This is a genomic window from Chitinophaga rupis (genome assembly GCF_900109685.1).
Classification (GTDB): domain Bacteria; phylum Bacteroidota; class Bacteroidia; order Chitinophagales; family Chitinophagaceae; genus Chitinophaga; species Chitinophaga rupis.
This window is the reverse complement of the sequence record NZ_FOBB01000003.1, coordinates 560,391-578,389: the sequence shown is the minus strand read 5'-3', so window position 1 is coordinate 578,389 and position 17,999 is coordinate 560,391. Positions and strand designations below refer to the sequence as shown.

Sequence of the window (17,999 nt, the reverse complement as noted above, 5' to 3'; positions counted from 1 at the left end):
GCCTGCAGTAACGGCATACGCCTCTTATTCCCCTCATCCCATAAAAAAAATCTGCCCTAAAATTTTTGTAATCTAAAAACAAATTCTACATTTATTATGTAGAACATAACTACTAATAAAATCTACGTTATGAAATCCACCATTCCACTATTAGGGGGCTGCACCCTGATTGCCGCCGCCTGCCTGTTTATTGCCGCGTGCAAAAAAAGCAATACAGAACAACGGCTGCAACCTGTACCTGAAACAGGTAAAGAGGCAGTAATGGCCGCTACTGCTGCAGCGCAATCCCATAGTTATCTGACCCTTTTTGATGGCGGCCCCAGTGGGCAGCACTCCTTCCGCATTCCTTCCATTGTTAAAACCAGGAACGGTACCCTGGTAGCCATCTGCGAATGCAGACGCTGGAACAATACCGATTGGGGCGATATAAACGTGGTGTATAAACGCTCTTTTGATAATGGCGCCACCTGGACAGCCATGGGCGAGATTGCTGCCTCCGGCGACGATACCTGGGGAAACCCCACCTCCGTATATGATCCAGCTTACGGCACGAATGGAAGAATATGGGTGTTTATGTCATGGAATGATGGGGCCTTAACTTCCATCAGCCAGATCGATACCTGGGGAGAAAGAAAAGTGTATTCCAGCTACAGCGATGACCAGGGCGCTACCTGGTCAACACCGGCTGACAGAACAGCTGCCCTGCTGCCACCGGGATATACCTGGGATGCTATGGGCCCGGGCATTGGTATTGTTACACAGTTCAATCATCCCGGCAGGTTAATTATTCCTGCCAAAGGCCGTAACATTTACAGCGATGATCATGGCGCTACCTGGAGCTATTCGCCTACACCTGAGGGTTCTGATGAAGGTACTATTGTAGAAAGAATGGATGGCACCTTACTGCGCAATGACCGCCCGGTTACCAGCCAGTGGGAGCTCTCCAAAAGAAGAAGAGTATCAGTGGGCACCATTGAAAGCGGCTTTCCTGCTTTTACATCAGATAATACGCTGCTGGATCCCAAGTGCGAAGCGTCTATACTGCGCTATAATACTGATGCGCCCAACCGCATCGTATTCCTGAACTCCGCCAGCACCGTTACCCGCGGAAAAATGCGGGTACGCATCAGCTATGATAACGGACAAACCTGGCCTATAAGCAGGCGTATCTACGACTGGCTTACAGAAGATGAAGCCCAGCAACAGGGCAAGGGAGGCTACACCAGCATGATCAAAACTGCAGATTATCATGTTGCCGCGTTAATTGAAACCAATGAGGATACAAATAATAATTCCACCAGCCACCGTTCAATTGAATTTCACAAGTTTAATCTGCCCTGGATCCTGAACGGAAATCCTGAACCTTGATAGATCAGGGATCCCTTTACCAGAGCATCTGCCAACATTTTTTGAACCTTTCAACAGACTCAAATGAAATGCTTAAGAATTTGCTGCTGCTTTCTTTTCCTGTTCGGCATACAGAAAAGTTACAGCCAGTCCGCTGAGTTCACGGTATCCGGGACAGTCCGTGACTCTGCCACCCACGAGCCACTGATAGGGGTGAGCATCTCCGTAAAAAGCAAACCTGCCTCCGGCACCGTTACCGATGAAGGCGGCCACTTTATTGTAAAGCTGGCGTCCGGCAATGAAACATTGCTGCTTCGCATGATCAACTATGCCACAAAAGAAGTTCCTGTAAACAACAGGAGAGAACACAACATCCTGCTATCAACCATCTCCTCACAGCTGGGCGAGGTATTGATCGTAGGTTATACGGAGCAATCCGTTAAAAAGAATACTGCCGCTATTTCCAAGCTGGATGCGGCAGAGCTGAAGAATAATCCAAACCCTAACCCGGTGCAGGCCTTGCAGGGTAAAGTAGCCGGTGTGTCTATCCCCATCACACAAGGGCAGCCCGGCATAGGTGCTACCAACATCATTATCCGCGGTGGCACCAAGCCCAATGCATATGGTTCCGGCCTGGGTAATAATAATGGCGAATCCATCGGCGCATCAGACGGGAGCGATCCGCTGGTGATCATTGACGGCGTGTTCCGTTCTATGAATGATGTGAACCCGGATGATATTGAATCCCTGCAGGTGATGAAAGATGCCGCCTCCACCGCTATTTACGGCGCCCGTGGTGCAAATGGGGTGATTGTTATCAAAACAAAAAGAGGAAGGCTGAACACAAAGTCCAGCATTACGCTTAGCCACAGAACCACCTGGGAAACGCAGGCAAGGGATTACAAATATCTTTCCGCAGCGGAATACCTTCGCCTGGCACGTACAACCGTAGCTAATACGGACGATGCCATTAATAAAGATAACCTGCTGAATAACGGCGGCTTTTCTGCCGGTACCCGTGTATACACCCAACCCGGGCAGTATGGCAAGAATATATACCTGACCGCGTTGTATGATAACATAGTAGCGGTAGAAGGGCAGCAGTACGTGGATAACCTGCTGGCAAACGGCTGGCAGACAATGGACGATCCTATAAACCCCGGAACCAAATTGCTGTATGCAGATAATCATTACCAGGATATGCTCTGGAAAACAGGCCTGAGCAATACCGATAATGTAACCATCAGCGGCGGTACGGATAAAGCGGATTACAATTTCTCCATGGGATATACGGATCAAAAAGGAGTGCTGGTAGGCACAGCCTATAAACGCTACAATGTGTTGGGCAATTTCGGATACCAGGCTTTCGATAATCTTAAGCTGGACTTTATGGTGAACTACCAGAATGTGATCCCGAAATATGTGGACGCTTATCAGAACGACCTGGTAAGGGCCATCCGTATCACACCGCTTATCAGGATCTTTAAGGATGACGGCAATCCCACGCCCGGCGAGCTTTACACCGTAAGGAACCGTTTTCATACGCTCAAGTATGATGATATGAGAACATCTACAGAGCGCATGGTAACCCGTATGGCCGCAGACTGGACTATTATAAAAGGGCTGCACTTCAAACCATCTCTTTCCTATTTAATTGATGACTATACGGAGATGTTCATGAGAAAAGGTACGCCGGCAGATGAGGTGCAACCCTCTATGCAGCGCTGGAAAGATGATTACACCAACAGCTCCCGCCAACTGATGATAGACCAGGTATTGCAGTATGATTTTAATCTTCAGCAGGACCATCATGTTACCCTGCTGGCCGGCATGAACTATACCCGCAATACCAACCATGTAAAGGACATGGGCTCCCAGCGCGCTACCAATGATTACATTTATACCATAGACGAACCTACCACCACCGTTATTAACGGTTCTGTTTTCAGCAACGTAGTGGATTTTTCTACTACGCTGGGTGAAACAAGATCTGCCAGCTTCTTTGGCCAGTTCAGCTACGATTATAAAATGAAGTACATACTGGGTGGCACCTTACGTTACGATGGGTTCTCCAACTTTGCACCCGATAATAAATATGCATTATTCCCCTCTCTTTCCGCCGGGTGGAATATTGATAAGGAAAGCTTCTGGAAAAGTAATATCGTAAGCTCCCTGAAAATCAGGGGCAGCTGGGGTATTGCAGGCCTCAGCGGGTTAAGCCTGTCAGATACTTACGGGCAGTACTCATCTGCCAGCTATGCTATGTATGCAGGTATTATACGGGCCGGCTTATCCAACCCCGGCCTGCGCTGGGAATCTACCGTTACTACAGACCTGGCCGTGGATGCCGGTTTCCTGAAAGACCGGATCACGCTTTCTGTAGACTATTATAATAAGCTCACTAAAGACCGGCTTACTTCCAAACCACTTCCCGCAGAAGCGCCCTTCACTACTATCACCTATAATAACGGGGCGCTCCGTAACCGCGGGGTAGAGGTAGCCATAGGCGCCGCCATCATACGTTCGCCAAAATTCAGCTGGAACGCCAACTTCTCTTTTGCATTTAACAGAACTGTTATTACAAAACTGCCGCAGAATAACCGTGCCAAGAACCGGCAGGGAGGCGATTTTATTTTTGACAAAGCCAGCGGAAAAGAAATTGAAGCCGGTGGTTTTGCAGAAGGAGAAAGGCCTTATGGGATCTGGGGCTATAATGTACTGGGCGTATTTGCAACCAATGAGGAAGCAGCCGCATGGAACGCACGCATAAAAGATAACCTGGCTTCACCGCAGGGTATTATTGTAGGCAAGCGGGGTGGCGATTTTATTTTTGAAGATGTTAATAACGACGGTGTAATTGATACCAAAGACCAGGTGTTCTTAGGATACCGCAACCCGGATAAGATAGGCGGTATTCAGAATACATTTAACTACAAAGGATTTTCTTTAAGGATCACTGCCGATTATGCATTGGGCCATATTATCAGTAACGGCGCACTGGCTCGTTCCATGGGGCAGGGCCGGGCTTTTAATGAAGGAGCGCCTTCGCAGGCTATAGGGCCGGATGTTTGGAAAGCCCAGGGCGATGAAGGTAAAAAATATGCAAGGTTCTCTTTTGCGGATTATGATTTCGGGCAGCGCAATTACCTGCGCAGCGCAACGCTGGGCAATAATAACGGTTATGGGTCTGATGTATCTGTAATGTTTGAAAAAGGTGATTTCCTGGCATTACGTGAGATAACATTGTCCTATGATTTTCCCGCTCATATCACCAATAGATTCAAAGCAGCAGGGCTGAACGTTTTTGCAAGTGTTTATAACGTGGCCTATCTGACGGGTTACACCGGGCTAAATCCTGAAATATACAGTGGTTTTGACCCCGGCGGATATCCCAGGCCACGGCAGTTTTCACTGGGTGCAAATTTGAGGTTCTGATTTTTTTAGATGGAATAAACATGGTTTTATGAAAAAATTATGCTTGAAAATATTAATGGTGTTTTTATCAGCAGCTGTATTATCAGGATGTAAGAGCATACTGGATGTAACACCGCAGAGCAGCATTACCGAACAGGTGTTCTTTAAGAATGAAGGCGACTTTGAGCCTAACCTGGTAGGCATTTACACGGTGATGCGCTCTCTTGCCAATAATGTTACCTATGGAACAGAAAGGGGAGAGGAGCTGATCTCCGCTTCCAACTCAAGGTTCACGGTAGCATGGTCACATACACTGTCACCTTCTTCCGGCGCAGTGAATTATGCAGAATGGTACAAGGGCATAGGCCACTGTAACCTGCTCCTGGATAAGATTCAGGGTTTTGCTTTTAACTCCAACCCTGACCTGAAAAAGAAAATACTTGCAGAAACCTATGCCTTGCGTGCATACTTTTATTTTCACCTGTTAAGGGTCATTGGCGATGCCCCGCTGATGCTGGAGGCGGTAGTAAACGACAATGTTCCGCTGCTGCCCCGCTCACCTGCTACGGAAGTAATGAAACAAATAAAGACCGACCTGGATGCTGCCCTGCAGCAATTGAAAGGCATGTCTAATTTTTCTGCTACCAGCTATCCTTCCAAATACCGTTTTGCATACGGATCTGTGCTGGCGCTGAAGGCAGATGCCCTCTTATGGAGCGCCAAGGTGCTGGGCGGCGGCAATGCCGACCTGCAGGAAGCGGTTACCCTTATCAGCGATATTGAAACCACGGGATTAAGCCTGAATGATAATTTTGGAAATGTTACAGGCATCCGCGCTTCGTCTAATAAAGAAGTGCTGATGGCAGCTTATTTCCAGCGGGATGAAACTTCAGGCGGCAATTATTCCAAGAATGCGCTGCCTTTCCTTTCCATCATACAGGGCGCATTGAATCTTGATTCCATCCCTTATGCTGTTTCATCAGGCAATGGGCAGGGTGCTTACCAGATAAGCCCCTTATCCAAATCGTTGTTCTCAAATACAGCAGATAAGCGCATTCCCTTTACCTGGATCGTGGAAAGACAGCCCTCTGGTCCTAAAGTATCCTGGATCACCAAATACCCCGGTACAAAGTATTCAGACGACCGGGTGCCGGATAATGACATTATTCTTTACCGGCTGGCTGATGTATACCTGATGAAAGCAGAAGCATATGCCGCATTAAACGATGTAGCCAACAGCGTAAAATACCTGGATTATGTAAGAGCAAGGGCTGGTACCGGCGCATATACCGGAGCTGTAACGAAGACGGCGGTAGAAAAGGAAATTTTGGACGAGCGTGGCCGTGAGCTTTTTTTCGAGAACAAAAGATGGTTTGATCTGTTAAGATTTCACAAGGGAGGTACCGTTAACGTATATACGTATGTGCCAAACCTGGCTGGTAAAAGCACACCGCTGTTCTGGCCTGTTAACAGTACTGTACTGGCAAATAACCCGAATATTAAACAAACGGATGGTTACTAAAAGCTAGGATAAAATGATGGCAAACAAAAAAAGAGTTCTATTCCTGCTGCTGGCCGCAGGTGTTATAGTGCAGGCCTGCAGCACTACCAAAGGAACAGCAGGTAAGGCCGTAAACGAAAGCTACCTGGTATTTGAGCCGGGCGGCCTGTATACCTCCATGCGCATACCTGCGCTGGTACTAACCAAACGAAATACCCTGCTGGCTTTCTGTGAGGCCAGGATAGGCAGCGCCAGCGACTGGGCCGGTATGCACCTGGCCATGCGCAGAAGCACGGATGAAGGTAAGACCTGGAGCCAAATAACACCTATTGACAGCAACAGTCAGGGGCCTGCAGGCAACCCGGTACCGATCGTAGATGCAAATGGCACTATCCATTTGCTGTACCAGCGGGATTATGATAAAGCTTTTTATACCTGGTCGGCAGATGATGGCCTTACCTGGGCGCCGCCGGTTAATATCACTGCCGTGTATGAGCAGTTTAAACCGGATTACAGCTGGAAGGTATTGGCGCCTGGCCCCGGCCACGGTATTCAGCTGAAGAACGGCAGGCTGCTGGCTGCCACCTGGCTGGCCAATTCCCGTAAGCTTACCCCGCACAGAAGCCACTCGCCATCCTGTTTGGCCACTATCTATAGTGATGATCTGGGTAAAACCTGGCAGCGTGGAGCCATTGTAGCAGATAGCACTGCAGCTGTTGCTAATCCCAATGAAAGTACGCCTGTGCAGCTGGCTGACAGCCGTGTGCTGTTAAGCATACGCTCCGGATCAGCAATTAAAAGAAGGGCCTTCAGCATCAGTAATGATGGTATTTCTAACTGGAGCCCGATACGGTTTGAAGAAGAGCTGTTTGATCCTGCCTGTATGGCCAGTATTGTAAGCCTGCCTGAATGGAAGAATGCCCTGTTATTTACCAACCCGGATAGCAGGAATATAGACAAGCAGCCCCGCCGTAACCTCACGGTAAAGCTTTCCTATGATAACGGTGAAACCTGGCCGGTGCAGCGGGTGCTGGACAGTGGCCCTTCGGGGTACAGTGATATGGCGGTGGGAAAGAACAATACGGTTTACTGTCTGTATGAAACCAATACAAAAGATTTTAAAGGATTCAATTATAGCCTGGTGCTGAAAAAGTTTAATGCGGCATGGTTACTAAACAATAAAAAATAACAATACAAGTGATGAGAATTCAAGGATTGATTGCGGCTACATTCAGCACATTTAATGAAGATGGTTCACTGGATCTGTCCCTTGTACCCGGCCTGGTAGATAAGCTGATCAGTGAAGGGGTACAGGGCGTTTTTATTTGCGGCACCAACGGGGAAGGGCCTAACCTTACTATAGAAGAGCGCATGACCATTGCAGAGGCATATGTAAAAGCAGTGAACAAACGCTGCCTGGTGCTGGTGCATGTAGGGCATCCATCCATAGCGGAAGCCAGGAAGCTGGCGGTGCATGCAAAAAAGATCGGTGCAGATGCAATATCCGCAGTAGCGGCATTCTATTTTAAACCGGCGTCTGTAAATAACCTGGTGGATTGTATGGCTGAAATTGCAGCTGCTGCGCCGGACATGCCTTTTTATTACTACCATATCCCGGTGATCACTGGGATGGGAATAGATATGCTGGAATTTTTGCGGCTTGCAGAAGGGAAGATCCCCAACCTGGCCGGTATCAAGTATACCGCGGCTACCCTGCATGAATACCAGGCCTGCCTGAATTATAAGAACGGCAGGTTTGACATTCTTTACGGGTATGATGAGCTGCTGCTTCCTGCGCTGGCAGTGGGCGCACAGGCAGCCATTGGCAGCACCTACACTTTTGCAGCGCCGCTGTACCTGAAAGTAATGGCGTATTTCCGTGAAGGGAAGATAGCAGAAGCACAGCAATTGCAGCTGCATGCCATTAACATGATACGGTGCCTTTCCAGGTATTCGCCTATCCCTACGCAAAAAACGATCATGAAGCTGATGGGCATGGATCTGGGACCCTGCCGGCTGCCATTGGTGAGCTTATCTGCACAGCAGGAACAGGAGATCAGCCATTACCTGCAGGAGATAAAATTTGCAGAAGTACTGAAGGAAGTTGTTTCCAATGCACAATGATCCACATCATAGTCATGAGACGTATTTATTATTTCATATTTATTTTCTCAACCTGGTGTATGATTGAAAGTTGTATGCATGGCGGAAGCATAGTTACACAGGCGGGGTATCATTGGGATACCTTGCCTGCCATACCGGATAAAACAGGATTTGCAGGCTCTTTTGCAGGTGTTGCAAACGGTGCATTGATTGTTGCTGGCGGCAGTAATTTTCCCAATGGAGGCACGCCCTGGAATGGCGGAAAAAAGGTTTGGTCTGACAGGATCTTTGTGCTGGAGCATCCACAGGGGCATTGGAAAGAAGCCGGCAAACTCCCGCGTCCACTGGGTTATGGCGTATCCGTATCAACAGAAAATGGGCTGATCTGTATAGGTGGCAGTAACGCGGAGGGGCATTACAGCGATGTTTTTCTGATAAGCTGGCAGCAGGGGCAGATAGCCGTTACCGTTATGCCTTCATTACCGGAACCACTGGCCAATGCATGCGGCGTTATGGCAGATAGTTGCATTTATGTTGCCGGTGGCTTAAGAGCACCGGATGCACAGGTAGCTGCAGGTGATTTTTATATGCTGGATTTGAAAGATACAGCAGCCGCGCGCCACTGGCGTACACTGCCTTCCTGGCCCGGTCCTGCCCGTATGCTGGGTGTTGCCGGCGCCCTGGGGCACGATTTTTTCCTGTTTAGCGGAGCTACTTTAAAGAACGGGAAGCGGGAATATTTAAAAGATGCTTACCGCTATAACCCGGAAACCGGCTGGCGTAAATGTGCTGACATGCCATATGCAACAGTGGCTGCGCCTACACCTGCCCTGGCCAGTAATGATCATGTGCTGCACATTTTTGGCGGCGATACAGGCAAGGATGCGGAGAAGGCTGCTGCCCTGCGGGAACGGCATCCGGGATTTTCTGATGAGATACTAACGTATGATCTTAACACGGATGCCTGGGTACGCAGTGGAAAAATAGATACTCATCGCAATGGGGATGCAGTAACAAACCCCAACGCAAGCATCTGGGCGCCGGTAACCACGGCCTTTGTACAATGGAATGGGCTGCTGGTATTTCCCGGAGGGGAAGTACGTCCCGGCACCAGAACGCCGAATGTGCTGACCGCAACAGCTGCCGGCGCACAGCAGCATTAAATGGAACAGCATATTTGAATTAAAGCAAGAGGGAAAGATGAAACAAGCACGATATTATCCATGGGTAGTGGTAGCCCTGCTTTGGTTTGTAGCCTTGCTGAATTACCTGGACAGGCAAATGCTTTCAACCATGAAGCCTTCCATTCAGCTGGACATCCGCGAGCTGGAAAGCGCCACTAACTTTGGACGTTTAATGGCGGTGTTCCTTTGGATCTATGGGTTTATGTCGCCGGTATCCGGAATTATTGCAGATAAGGTTAGCCGTAAATGGCTGATCATTGGCAGCCTGTTCGTATGGTCGGGTGTTACACTATTGATGAGTTATGCTACCGGTTTTAACCAGCTTTACTGGTTAAGGGCTGTGATGGGTATCAGCGAGGCGTTGTACATTCCTGCAGCATTGTCCCTGATAGCGGATTACCACAGCTCTTCCACCCGCTCGCTGGCAGTAGGCATCCATATGACCGGGCTGTATATGGGGCAGGCCCTGGGCGGCTTTGGCGCTACCATTGCAGCTGCTTACTCCTGGCAGGATACTTTTCACGGGTTTGGGTTTATTGGTGTTGTATATGCTGTGGTACTGATCTTTTTCCTGAAGGAAAGGCGTTCGTCTGCAACAACAGGCCCGCTTACGGATGAAGAACATCCTCATTTTTTCCAGGGACTGAAAGGCTTATTAACTTTGTTGCCATTCTGGATCATCCTGTTGTATTTTTCCATTCCCAGCATACCTGGCTGGGCTATCAAGAACTGGCTGCCTACACTTTTTTCCAACAGCCTGCATGTGCCAATGAGCCAGGCAGGCCCTGTAGCCACTATTACCATCGCAGCATCTTCCTTCATAGGTGTAATTGCAGGCGGTTTATTATCTGACCGCTGGGTGCAATGGAATGTGAAAGGCCGCGTATATACCAGCGCCATTGGCCTGGGGTTAACCATACCGGCCCTGTTCCTGCTGGGTGTGGGCCATTCTACTTTCTTTCTTGTAGCATCTGCCTTTTGTTTTGGTATTGGCTTTGGCATGACGGCAATAATATGCCCATCCTGTGCCAGTTTGTTGCGCCGCGGCACAGGGCTACGGCCTATGGCCTTATGAATATGGGCGGTGTGTTTTCCGGCGCATTTATTACCAACTTCCTGGGTAAGTCAACAGATGCAGGCCACCTGGGGCGGGATTTTGCTTTAATGTCTGTAGTGATCCTGGCCGCTGTGGGTATGCTATTGGTGTTCCTGCGGCCTAAGGTTAAAGATGCAGCTTAGCTGTTCCGTTTCATATACTCCACCGGCGACAGGCCAAACTGTTTGCTGAAGCTTCTTCCGAAATTGGCCAGAGAGCTGAATCCCAGCATGTCCGCTACTTCATTCACTTTATAGTTGCCAGTGAGCAGCAGCTCTGCCGCTTTTTTTAAACGGGTAAGATTGATCAGCTCATGAGGGCTCATGTCAGACAGTACGCTGATCTTCCTGTATAAGGTAGGGCGGCTCATATTCATCTGTTTTGCCAGGAATTCCACATCCAGCATTTTATCATCCAGGTGTTTGCCAATGATCTGCTGCAAATTGCCCAGGAACTGCTCATCGGCCTTATTATAGGCCATGCTTTTTATATGCGCCAGTGGTGAGCTTGCAAAATGGGCTTTTACCTTATTCCGGTTGCTGAGCAGACTGGCTATCTGCGCCTGCAAAAATTCAGGTGAGAAAGGTTTCTCCACATAAGCATCGGCGCCTATTTCCAGCCCTTCTATTTTAGCTTGTAACGTGTTTTTGGCAGTAAGCAATATCACGGGTATATGGCAGTACTCTACGTTATTCTTAATATGGCTGCATAGCTCAAAGCCATCCATGTCCGGCATCATTACATCAGATACTACCAGCTGTATCACTTCTGTATTCAGTACTTCCAATGCCTCTGTACCGCTGCCAGCGGTAAAAATGGCGTAATGTTCCTCCAGGTCATCTTTCAGAAAAACCAGTATTTCTTCGTTGTCATCTACCAGCAGCAGCGTTGGGTGCATAGCGTACCTTTTTAAATTCAAATTCAACATCCTGGTGCACGGGTAACCGCAGCACAAATTTATTTTTTTCCGTTAGCTCCGGCAGCAGGGTGCCATGATGCAGGCTGGCTAAGGATCTTGCCAGGGCCAGTCCTATGCCGCTGCCCGGTTTGCCGGAGGAGCTTTTTAATCTTACAAAAGGTTCAAAGATCTTTTCCTTCCAGCTTTCAGGCACCAGCGGGCCATCATTCTCTATGATCAGCAGGAACCAGTTGTTTTCAGGCGCTTCCATAGTTAAGTGTATGCTTACCTGTGCTTCGCCATATTTTAACGCATTATCTACCAGGTTGCCGGCTATTTTACGGAATGCTTCCACATCCAGGTAGGCAAACAATGGTTTCTCCGGCAGCTGAAGCACATAGCTGAAATGTTTTTCTTCTGCCATGGGAATAAAGGTTTCAAATATTTCCTTTGTTAGCGCTGATACATCGGTGCGTACAAAATTTAAGCGATAGCCTTCCTTTTCGGTTTGCCGGAAGTCCAGCAGCTGCTGGCTTAATTCCACCAGCCGGTTGGTATTACGCTCCATTGTTTTTAGGTATTTGAGCATATCCGGTAAGGCGGCCGCCTTTTTCAGCGCTTTTTCCAATGGCCCCTTAATAAGCGTGAGCGGGTTGCGGATCTCATGCGCTACATTGGTAAAAAATTCGATCTTGGAGCGGTAGATCTCTTTCTCTTTTTCATATTCCAGCAGCTCCATACGGCGGCGTGTTTTTTCCTTGTTGCGCCGGTGATAGTTCCGTACCAGCAGCCATACGATCACTATAATCAGCACCACATACAATGCAAAAGCAAGCGGGCTGGCCCAGAAGGGCGGCAGCACTTCTATAAAAAGCAATGTTTCTTTACCGTTCCACTGCCCGCTGTTATTGGCTGCTTTTAAACGAAAGGTATATTTACCGGGCAGCAGCTCTGTAAAATACACGGTGCGGTTAGCGCTGTAGGTCCAGGCTTCCCGCAGGCCTTCCATTTTGTAGGCATACTGGGTCATTTCAGGCGCTGTAAAGCTCAGCGCAGCAAAGTTGATGCTGAATGATGATTTATTATAAGGCAGGCGGATGGTATCTGTAAAAATGATAGACTGCTTCAGGATACCATCTTTACCGCCAATTTCCAGCTCCCGGTTGGATACCTGGAAGCCTGTGAAATATACCGGCGGCTCATGATGGTTTTCCTCAAAGGAGGCCGGATTAAAACGGATCATACCCTTTACGCAGCCAAAGTACATATTGCCGCTGCTATCCTTGTAGGCCGAGCTGTAATTAAACTGATCGCTCAGTAAGCCATTGGCTTTCGTATATACCTTCAGGTTACCCGAGTGTGGGTTAAAACGCGCCAGCCCTTTGGAGGTGCTGATCCACAGCTCCTGCTTTTTCTCATCTTCCAGCACACAGTACATGAGGTTACTGGGAAAGCCCTGCTGCATGGTATAACATTTCCACTGCGCGTCCTTATGTTTGTATTGATACAAACCTTCTTCTGTAGTGATCCACAGGTCCCCATGGCTGTCTTCCACTACCTGGTTAATACGGTTATTCTTTAAAAAAAGCTGGTTCCGGCCTGTTTGCGGATCCAGGCAATACAGGCCATCGCGGGAGGTGCCTGCCCAGATAAGCCCCCTGCTATCCTGTAATACAGTAGTATAAAAGAAGTTTAGCGGTAATCCATTAAAAGGCTCAAAGCCGCTTCTGTCAGGCAGCGCTTTGTAGATGCCCGCTGCGGTGGTTAGCAACACATCGCCACCGGGCGTGCGGTAAATACTATATATAAAATTACTGTTGAAGGAATGGGGTGTACCATCATCCACATAGTGTCTGATCACTTTGTTGGTGCGGATGTTGAACAGATCCAGCCCGCTTTCAAAAGTACCGATCCATAAAGTATCGCCGGTTAGCAGCAGCCCATGCAGGTTGGTGTTGGAAATGGCAGTTGGTATGCCGGAAGGTTCAAAGCAGCTGAACCGGTTATTTTTTACATCCAGCTTATTCAGGCCCCGGTCTTCTGTGCCTATCCACAGGTTGCCGTATTGGTCAGGATGAATTTCCCGTACGGCGTTGCCCGTTAGTGAGTTCTCGTTGGTGATGGGAAAGAATTTTTCAAAATAGGTATAGGGCTCCGGGCAATAATTCAGTCCTCCGAAATAAGTACCTGCCCACATACCGCCTTCTTTATCCCGGCATAAGGTATACACTGCGTTATCTGATAAAGACCAGGGATTGTTGTATTGTTTTTGCAGGTGATGGCTTTCATTCGTGAGCGCATCATACACATAGATACCTGATTCAGTAGCGATCCAGTAGTGGTTTTTATCCTTGCTGATGATATCCCTTACAAACAGGGGCGTGCCATCCGGGTTAGCGCGCACCAGATCAGTATAGTTACCGGTAAGCGGGTCAAACTTTTTAAAACCCTGTTTGGCAGTGCCTATGAGCAGGAAGCCCTGGCCGGTATCATAGATCTTATTAATGATCCTGGAAATGGGCTGCGGCGACTTATTAAAAACATCATAGGCTGTAAAGCTGTTATCTGCTGCATTGTACTTTTCAATTTTGCTGTTACGGGTAGGCACCCATACGGTACCGTCAACGGCTATACACACTGCACTGGCGTCAAAATATTTTTGCGGATCATATCTTTCCACTTTGCCGGTTGTGGTATTATACTTTACCAGTGTAAAATCTGCTATGAACCAGATATTGCCTTTACCGTCTGCTTTAATATCACGTACTGCTGCCTGGCCACTGGCTTCAAAATGGCTGAACTGCTCGGTGGCAGGGTTCATGCGGAACAATCCTTTTTCTGTACCGGCCCATATCATGCCGCCATATTCATATAAGGTATGAATATAGTTGTTGCCTAAGGTCTTAGGTACAGTAACATCCGGCAGGAACACTTTAAAGGAATAACCATCAAAACGGTTCAGGCCATCCCGGGTACCTAACCATAAAAAACCTTTGCTATCCAGCAGGCTGCTGAGTACTGCATTATTGGATAAGCCATTTTCAACCTGGTATGTTTTGAAATAGTACGATTGCCCCTTTGCACGATGACCGGCAATAGCGGCAATAATTAATAACAACATGACGTGGCTCCAAAAGCGCATCTGGAATTGTTTGTACCCTGAATTAAAGATACAAAAGCTTTAAAGAGCATAAGTGAGAAAAATTGAACACTTTTTGAGACGTGGTGAACAGCCCGTCTCATTCAATTACTGTTATTTTACTTTTAAACGAACGTTATGAAATTCTTCTACTCGGGAGGGGATCAGCTGCCATCACGTCAGGGCGGCCCACGTTATCCTTTATCTTTTTCGTTATTCCATGTCATCTTTTTTAGTACCCGGCTGCGGCCTTTAGCTTTATTGGTGGTAAGCCTGTTGTGCCTACAGGCGGCAGTGTTTGCACAATCACCTGTAAGCGGTACTGTAAAGTCTTCCGAAGGGGAAATGCTGCCCGGTGCTACGGTGGTAGTGAAAGGCAAACAGGTATCGGCCAGCACTAACAACGAGGGTAAGTTCACCATTCAGGCAGCTGCGGGCGATATACTGGTAGTATCCTATATTGGTTATGCAAGTAAGGAAACACCTGTAACCGGCGCTGCTGATTATACCATTACGCTACAAAGTACCAACATAGGTATGAATGAAGTAGTGGTGATCGGTTACCAAAGCGTACGCAAAAAAGATCTTACCGGCGCTACTGCCCCGGTGAACATTAAGAACTCATCTGCCGTTACTGCTAATTCAGCAGCGGAAGCACTGCAGGGGCTTGTACCCGGCGTAACGGTGCGTAATGGCGGCGCCCCTGGGCAAAATCCGGTAGTGGAAATAAGAGGAGTGGCTAGCTTCGTCACCAGCGCTCCATTATATGTAATTGATGGGATGATAGCTGCTGCTAACTCCACTATTAATACCAACGACATTGAATCCATGCAGGTATTGAAAGACGCTTCTGCAGCCGCTATCTATGGTTCCCAGGCCGCTAACGGCGTAATTATCATCACCACCCGCAAAGGCCGTTCAGGGCCAGCTAAAGTGAGCTTTTCCGCTAAATATGGCGTGCAGGAAATACCCAAACGCTGGGATGTAATGGATGCAGGCCAGTACCTGAAAACGGCGCAAACGCAGTACGCCAATTCCGGTCAGGCACTGCCTCCCGGCATAGCTGCGCAGCTGACGAATAATACTATTAATACCGACTGGCAGGATGCTATTTACCGTACCGGCAACACGCAGGATTATAATATAGGCGTATCCGGTGGCGGCAGCAGCGGCAGCTACTTAATATCCGGCAGCTACTTTAAGAACAAAGGCGTATTACAGGCCAATGATTTTGACAGAACCAGCTTACGGATCAATACAGAAGCCAAAAAGGGAAGACTGACCGTAGGGGAGAATATGGTGCTTAGCTATACCAGCGGCCGTAATCCCATGGGCGGTATCAATGCTTTTTATGAAGCTCCGCAAATGCTACCCATTATTGCGGTACAGAGTGATATGTATAAGTCCATCCCCAATAACCCCGGTGGCTGGGGTATAGGTACTACGGAAATACCTACCTATGCTAACAACTACCTGGCGGTAGCAGCATTGGATAAAGGTAATTTCAACTACTCCAAAATAGTAGGTAATGCCTATGTTGATTTTAAGATTACAGACTGGTTAAGCTATCGCCTCAACGGCGGTTTGGAAGCCAGCTTTGATTTTGCAAAAGAAGTACGGGATACAGGCATCTGGCGTTACGCCAACCAGCCGGCAGCTACTTTTGTAACGGAAGAAAGATCACAGTTCACAAATATGCTGCTGGAACATACGCTGAACTTTAATAAAACAATTGGCGTACATAATATTAATGGTGTGGTGGGGTACTCTTACCGGCAACAGAAAAGAGAGTTTACCAACGGCAGCCGTACAGGTCTGCAGAATATTGGCGGGCAAACCTTTACCACTATTACCTCCGGCCTGGGTATTTCTTCTGCAGGCAGTGGTACCTCTGAATTTTACCGCATACAGGGTTTTTTAGGACGGTTGAACTATTCATATGCCGATAAATACCTGGTAACCTTTTCTGGCAGAATAGACCAGGATTCCAGGTTTGGAGCGAATTACCAGACCGGTAAATTTTATTCAGCGTCAGCGGCCTGGCGTATCAGCAAAGAATCATTCTTTAATGTGAATTGGATATCCGATTTGAAACTACGTGCCTCTTATGGAGTGCTGGGTATTAGTGACGCTTTGAGTAGTATTGGCGGTTCCTGGCCTACGCTGGGTTATATTAACAGGAGTCCCCGTGCCGTATATGGGGTAGATCAGAACCCGGTAGGTGGCGCTTACCAGGCAATTATTGCTAATCCTAATCTGCGTTGGGAAAAACGTAAAGCAACAAATATTGGCCTGGATGCATCCCTGTTAAATAACAGAATCGATGTAACCCTGGAATTATATAACAACCGCTCAGAAGATGTGTTGGTGGATGTGCCTTTAGGTTATTACCTTGGTACTGCTGATTCCAAGATCGTAGACAATGCCGCTTCTATCCGCAACCGCGGTGTGGAGTTCAGCATAACTTACCGGCATAATGAAGGCCCTTTCAAATGGGACCTGGGCATTAACGGTACTACCATTCAGAACCGTGTAATAGGAGTAGGTAACCAGGGTGTGGGTGTGGATTATGTAGATGTTACCAACATTACTTTTGTAAGATCAAAGATCGGCAATGCCATGAGCTCCTGGTATATGTTAAAGGCAGAAGGGCTTTTCCAGAACCAGGACGAGATCAATAACTACAAAAATAAGAGCGGTACCGTGATACAGCCGCAGGCCAAACCAGGTGATGTAAAATACTTGGATAATAACGGCGATGGACAGATCAATAATGATGACCGTGTATTTGTAGGTTCCCCCTGGCCTAAGTTCCAGGGCGGTGCACAGTTCAATGCCAGCTACAAACAATTCTCACTGAACCTGCAGGTAGTAGGTGTGTTTGGTTATAAGGTATACAACGATATCCGCCGTGTGCTGGATGGTTACCAGACCACTAACTTCCGCACAGACATAAATCCCTGGACACCTGACAACACCAATACCAGTGATCCCCGGCTGGGCATAGAGGTGGGGGATGCCGGCATTAGCTCCAACAATTATGCAAACAGCTCCCGCTGGCTGGAAAACGGCTCCTATGCAAGGATCCGCAATTTAGAGCTGGGTTATTCACTGCCGGAAAGCCTGCTTAAAAAGGCTAACATTGCCACTGCGCGCGTATATGTTAGTGGGCAAAACCTGGTAACTTTTACCGGTTATAAGGGACTGGATCCAGACGTAAAGGGATCCGGTCTGCAGCTGCGCGGTTTTGACAATGGGAACTGGCCGGCCAGCCGCATTATTTCATTTGGTGTGCAATGCGAATTCTAATCATCAGC

11 protein-coding genes are annotated in these 17,999 nt (G+C 48.0%); 9 read left to right on the top strand and 2 right to left on the bottom strand.

The features are described 5' to 3' along the window. The first annotated feature begins 129 nt into the window (after nucleotides 1-129). The 8 genes from BMZ54_RS15455 (at nucleotide 130) to BMZ54_RS33365 (ending at nucleotide 10,788) form a co-directional block, all read left to right on the top strand. Nucleotides 130-1,368 carry a sialidase family protein gene (locus BMZ54_RS15455; RefSeq protein WP_089913298.1) on the top strand — a complete coding sequence of 413 codons (1,239 nt, stop codon included), beginning with the start codon at nucleotides 130-132 and terminating at the stop codon, nucleotides 1,366-1,368. A gap of 63 nt (nucleotides 1,369-1,431) precedes the next feature. After that, the gene (locus tag BMZ54_RS15450; RefSeq protein WP_089913295.1) at nucleotides 1,432-4,782 is read left to right on the top strand and encodes a SusC/RagA family TonB-linked outer membrane protein; all 3,351 of its coding nucleotides are present in this window, start codon (nucleotides 1,432-1,434) and stop codon (nucleotides 4,780-4,782) included. Nucleotides 4,783-4,810: 28 nt separating this feature from the next. Continuing rightward, a complete protein-coding gene (locus BMZ54_RS15445; protein ID WP_089913292.1) occupies nucleotides 4,811-6,283 on the top strand; it encodes a RagB/SusD family nutrient uptake outer membrane protein in 1,473 nt (490 codons plus the stop codon). A 13-nt stretch (nucleotides 6,284-6,296) separates the two neighbouring features. Beyond that, nucleotides 6,297-7,451 (top strand): sialidase family protein, encoded by a 1,155-nt coding sequence (locus BMZ54_RS15440; RefSeq protein WP_089913290.1) that lies wholly within the window; start codon nucleotides 6,297-6,299, stop codon nucleotides 7,449-7,451. An 11-nt stretch (nucleotides 7,452-7,462) separates the two neighbouring features. Next, nucleotides 7,463-8,386, top strand: a complete 924-nt coding sequence (locus BMZ54_RS15435; RefSeq protein WP_089913286.1) for a dihydrodipicolinate synthase family protein — start codon at nucleotides 7,463-7,465, stop codon at nucleotides 8,384-8,386. Nucleotides 8,387-8,445: 59 nt separating this feature from the next. After that, nucleotides 8,446-9,528 carry a tRNA wybutosine-synthesizing protein 4 beta-propeller domain-containing protein gene (locus tag BMZ54_RS15430; RefSeq protein ID WP_238386593.1) on the top strand — a complete coding sequence of 361 codons (1,083 nt, stop codon included), beginning with the start codon at nucleotides 8,446-8,448 and terminating at the stop codon, nucleotides 9,526-9,528. A 37-nt stretch (nucleotides 9,529-9,565) separates the two neighbouring features. Next, on the top strand, nucleotides 9,566-10,624 hold the full coding sequence (locus BMZ54_RS15425) for an MFS transporter (protein ID WP_238386592.1): 1,059 nt from the start codon (nucleotides 9,566-9,568) through the stop codon (nucleotides 10,622-10,624). Further along, the gene (locus BMZ54_RS33365) at nucleotides 10,621-10,788 is read left to right on the top strand and encodes a hypothetical protein (protein WP_238386591.1); all 168 of its coding nucleotides are present in this window, start codon (nucleotides 10,621-10,623) and stop codon (nucleotides 10,786-10,788) included. Before BMZ54_RS15425 ends, BMZ54_RS33365 begins: the two co-directional genes overlap by 4 nt. On the opposite strand, the gene BMZ54_RS15420 is transcribed toward BMZ54_RS33365, so the two are convergent. Both BMZ54_RS15420 and BMZ54_RS15415 read right to left on the bottom strand, forming a co-directional pair. Further along, nucleotides 10,785-11,543 carry a response regulator transcription factor gene (locus tag BMZ54_RS15420; protein WP_202909255.1) on the bottom strand — a complete coding sequence of 253 codons (759 nt, stop codon included), beginning with the start codon at nucleotides 11,541-11,543 and terminating at the stop codon, nucleotides 10,785-10,787. The two genes, BMZ54_RS33365 and BMZ54_RS15420, sit on opposite strands and share 4 nt — an antisense overlap. After that, nucleotides 11,515-14,685 (bottom strand): ligand-binding sensor domain-containing protein, encoded by a 3,171-nt coding sequence (locus BMZ54_RS15415; RefSeq protein WP_089913276.1) that lies wholly within the window; start codon nucleotides 14,683-14,685, stop codon nucleotides 11,515-11,517. Before BMZ54_RS15415 ends, BMZ54_RS15420 begins: the two co-directional genes overlap by 29 nt. 135 nt (nucleotides 14,686-14,820) lie before the next feature. Between BMZ54_RS15415 and BMZ54_RS15410 the strand changes: the two genes are divergently transcribed. Continuing rightward, entirely contained in the window at nucleotides 14,821-17,991 is a 3,171-nt protein-coding gene (locus tag BMZ54_RS15410; protein ID WP_089913273.1) for a SusC/RagA family TonB-linked outer membrane protein, read from the top strand. Nucleotides 17,992-17,999: the final 8 nt, after the last annotated feature.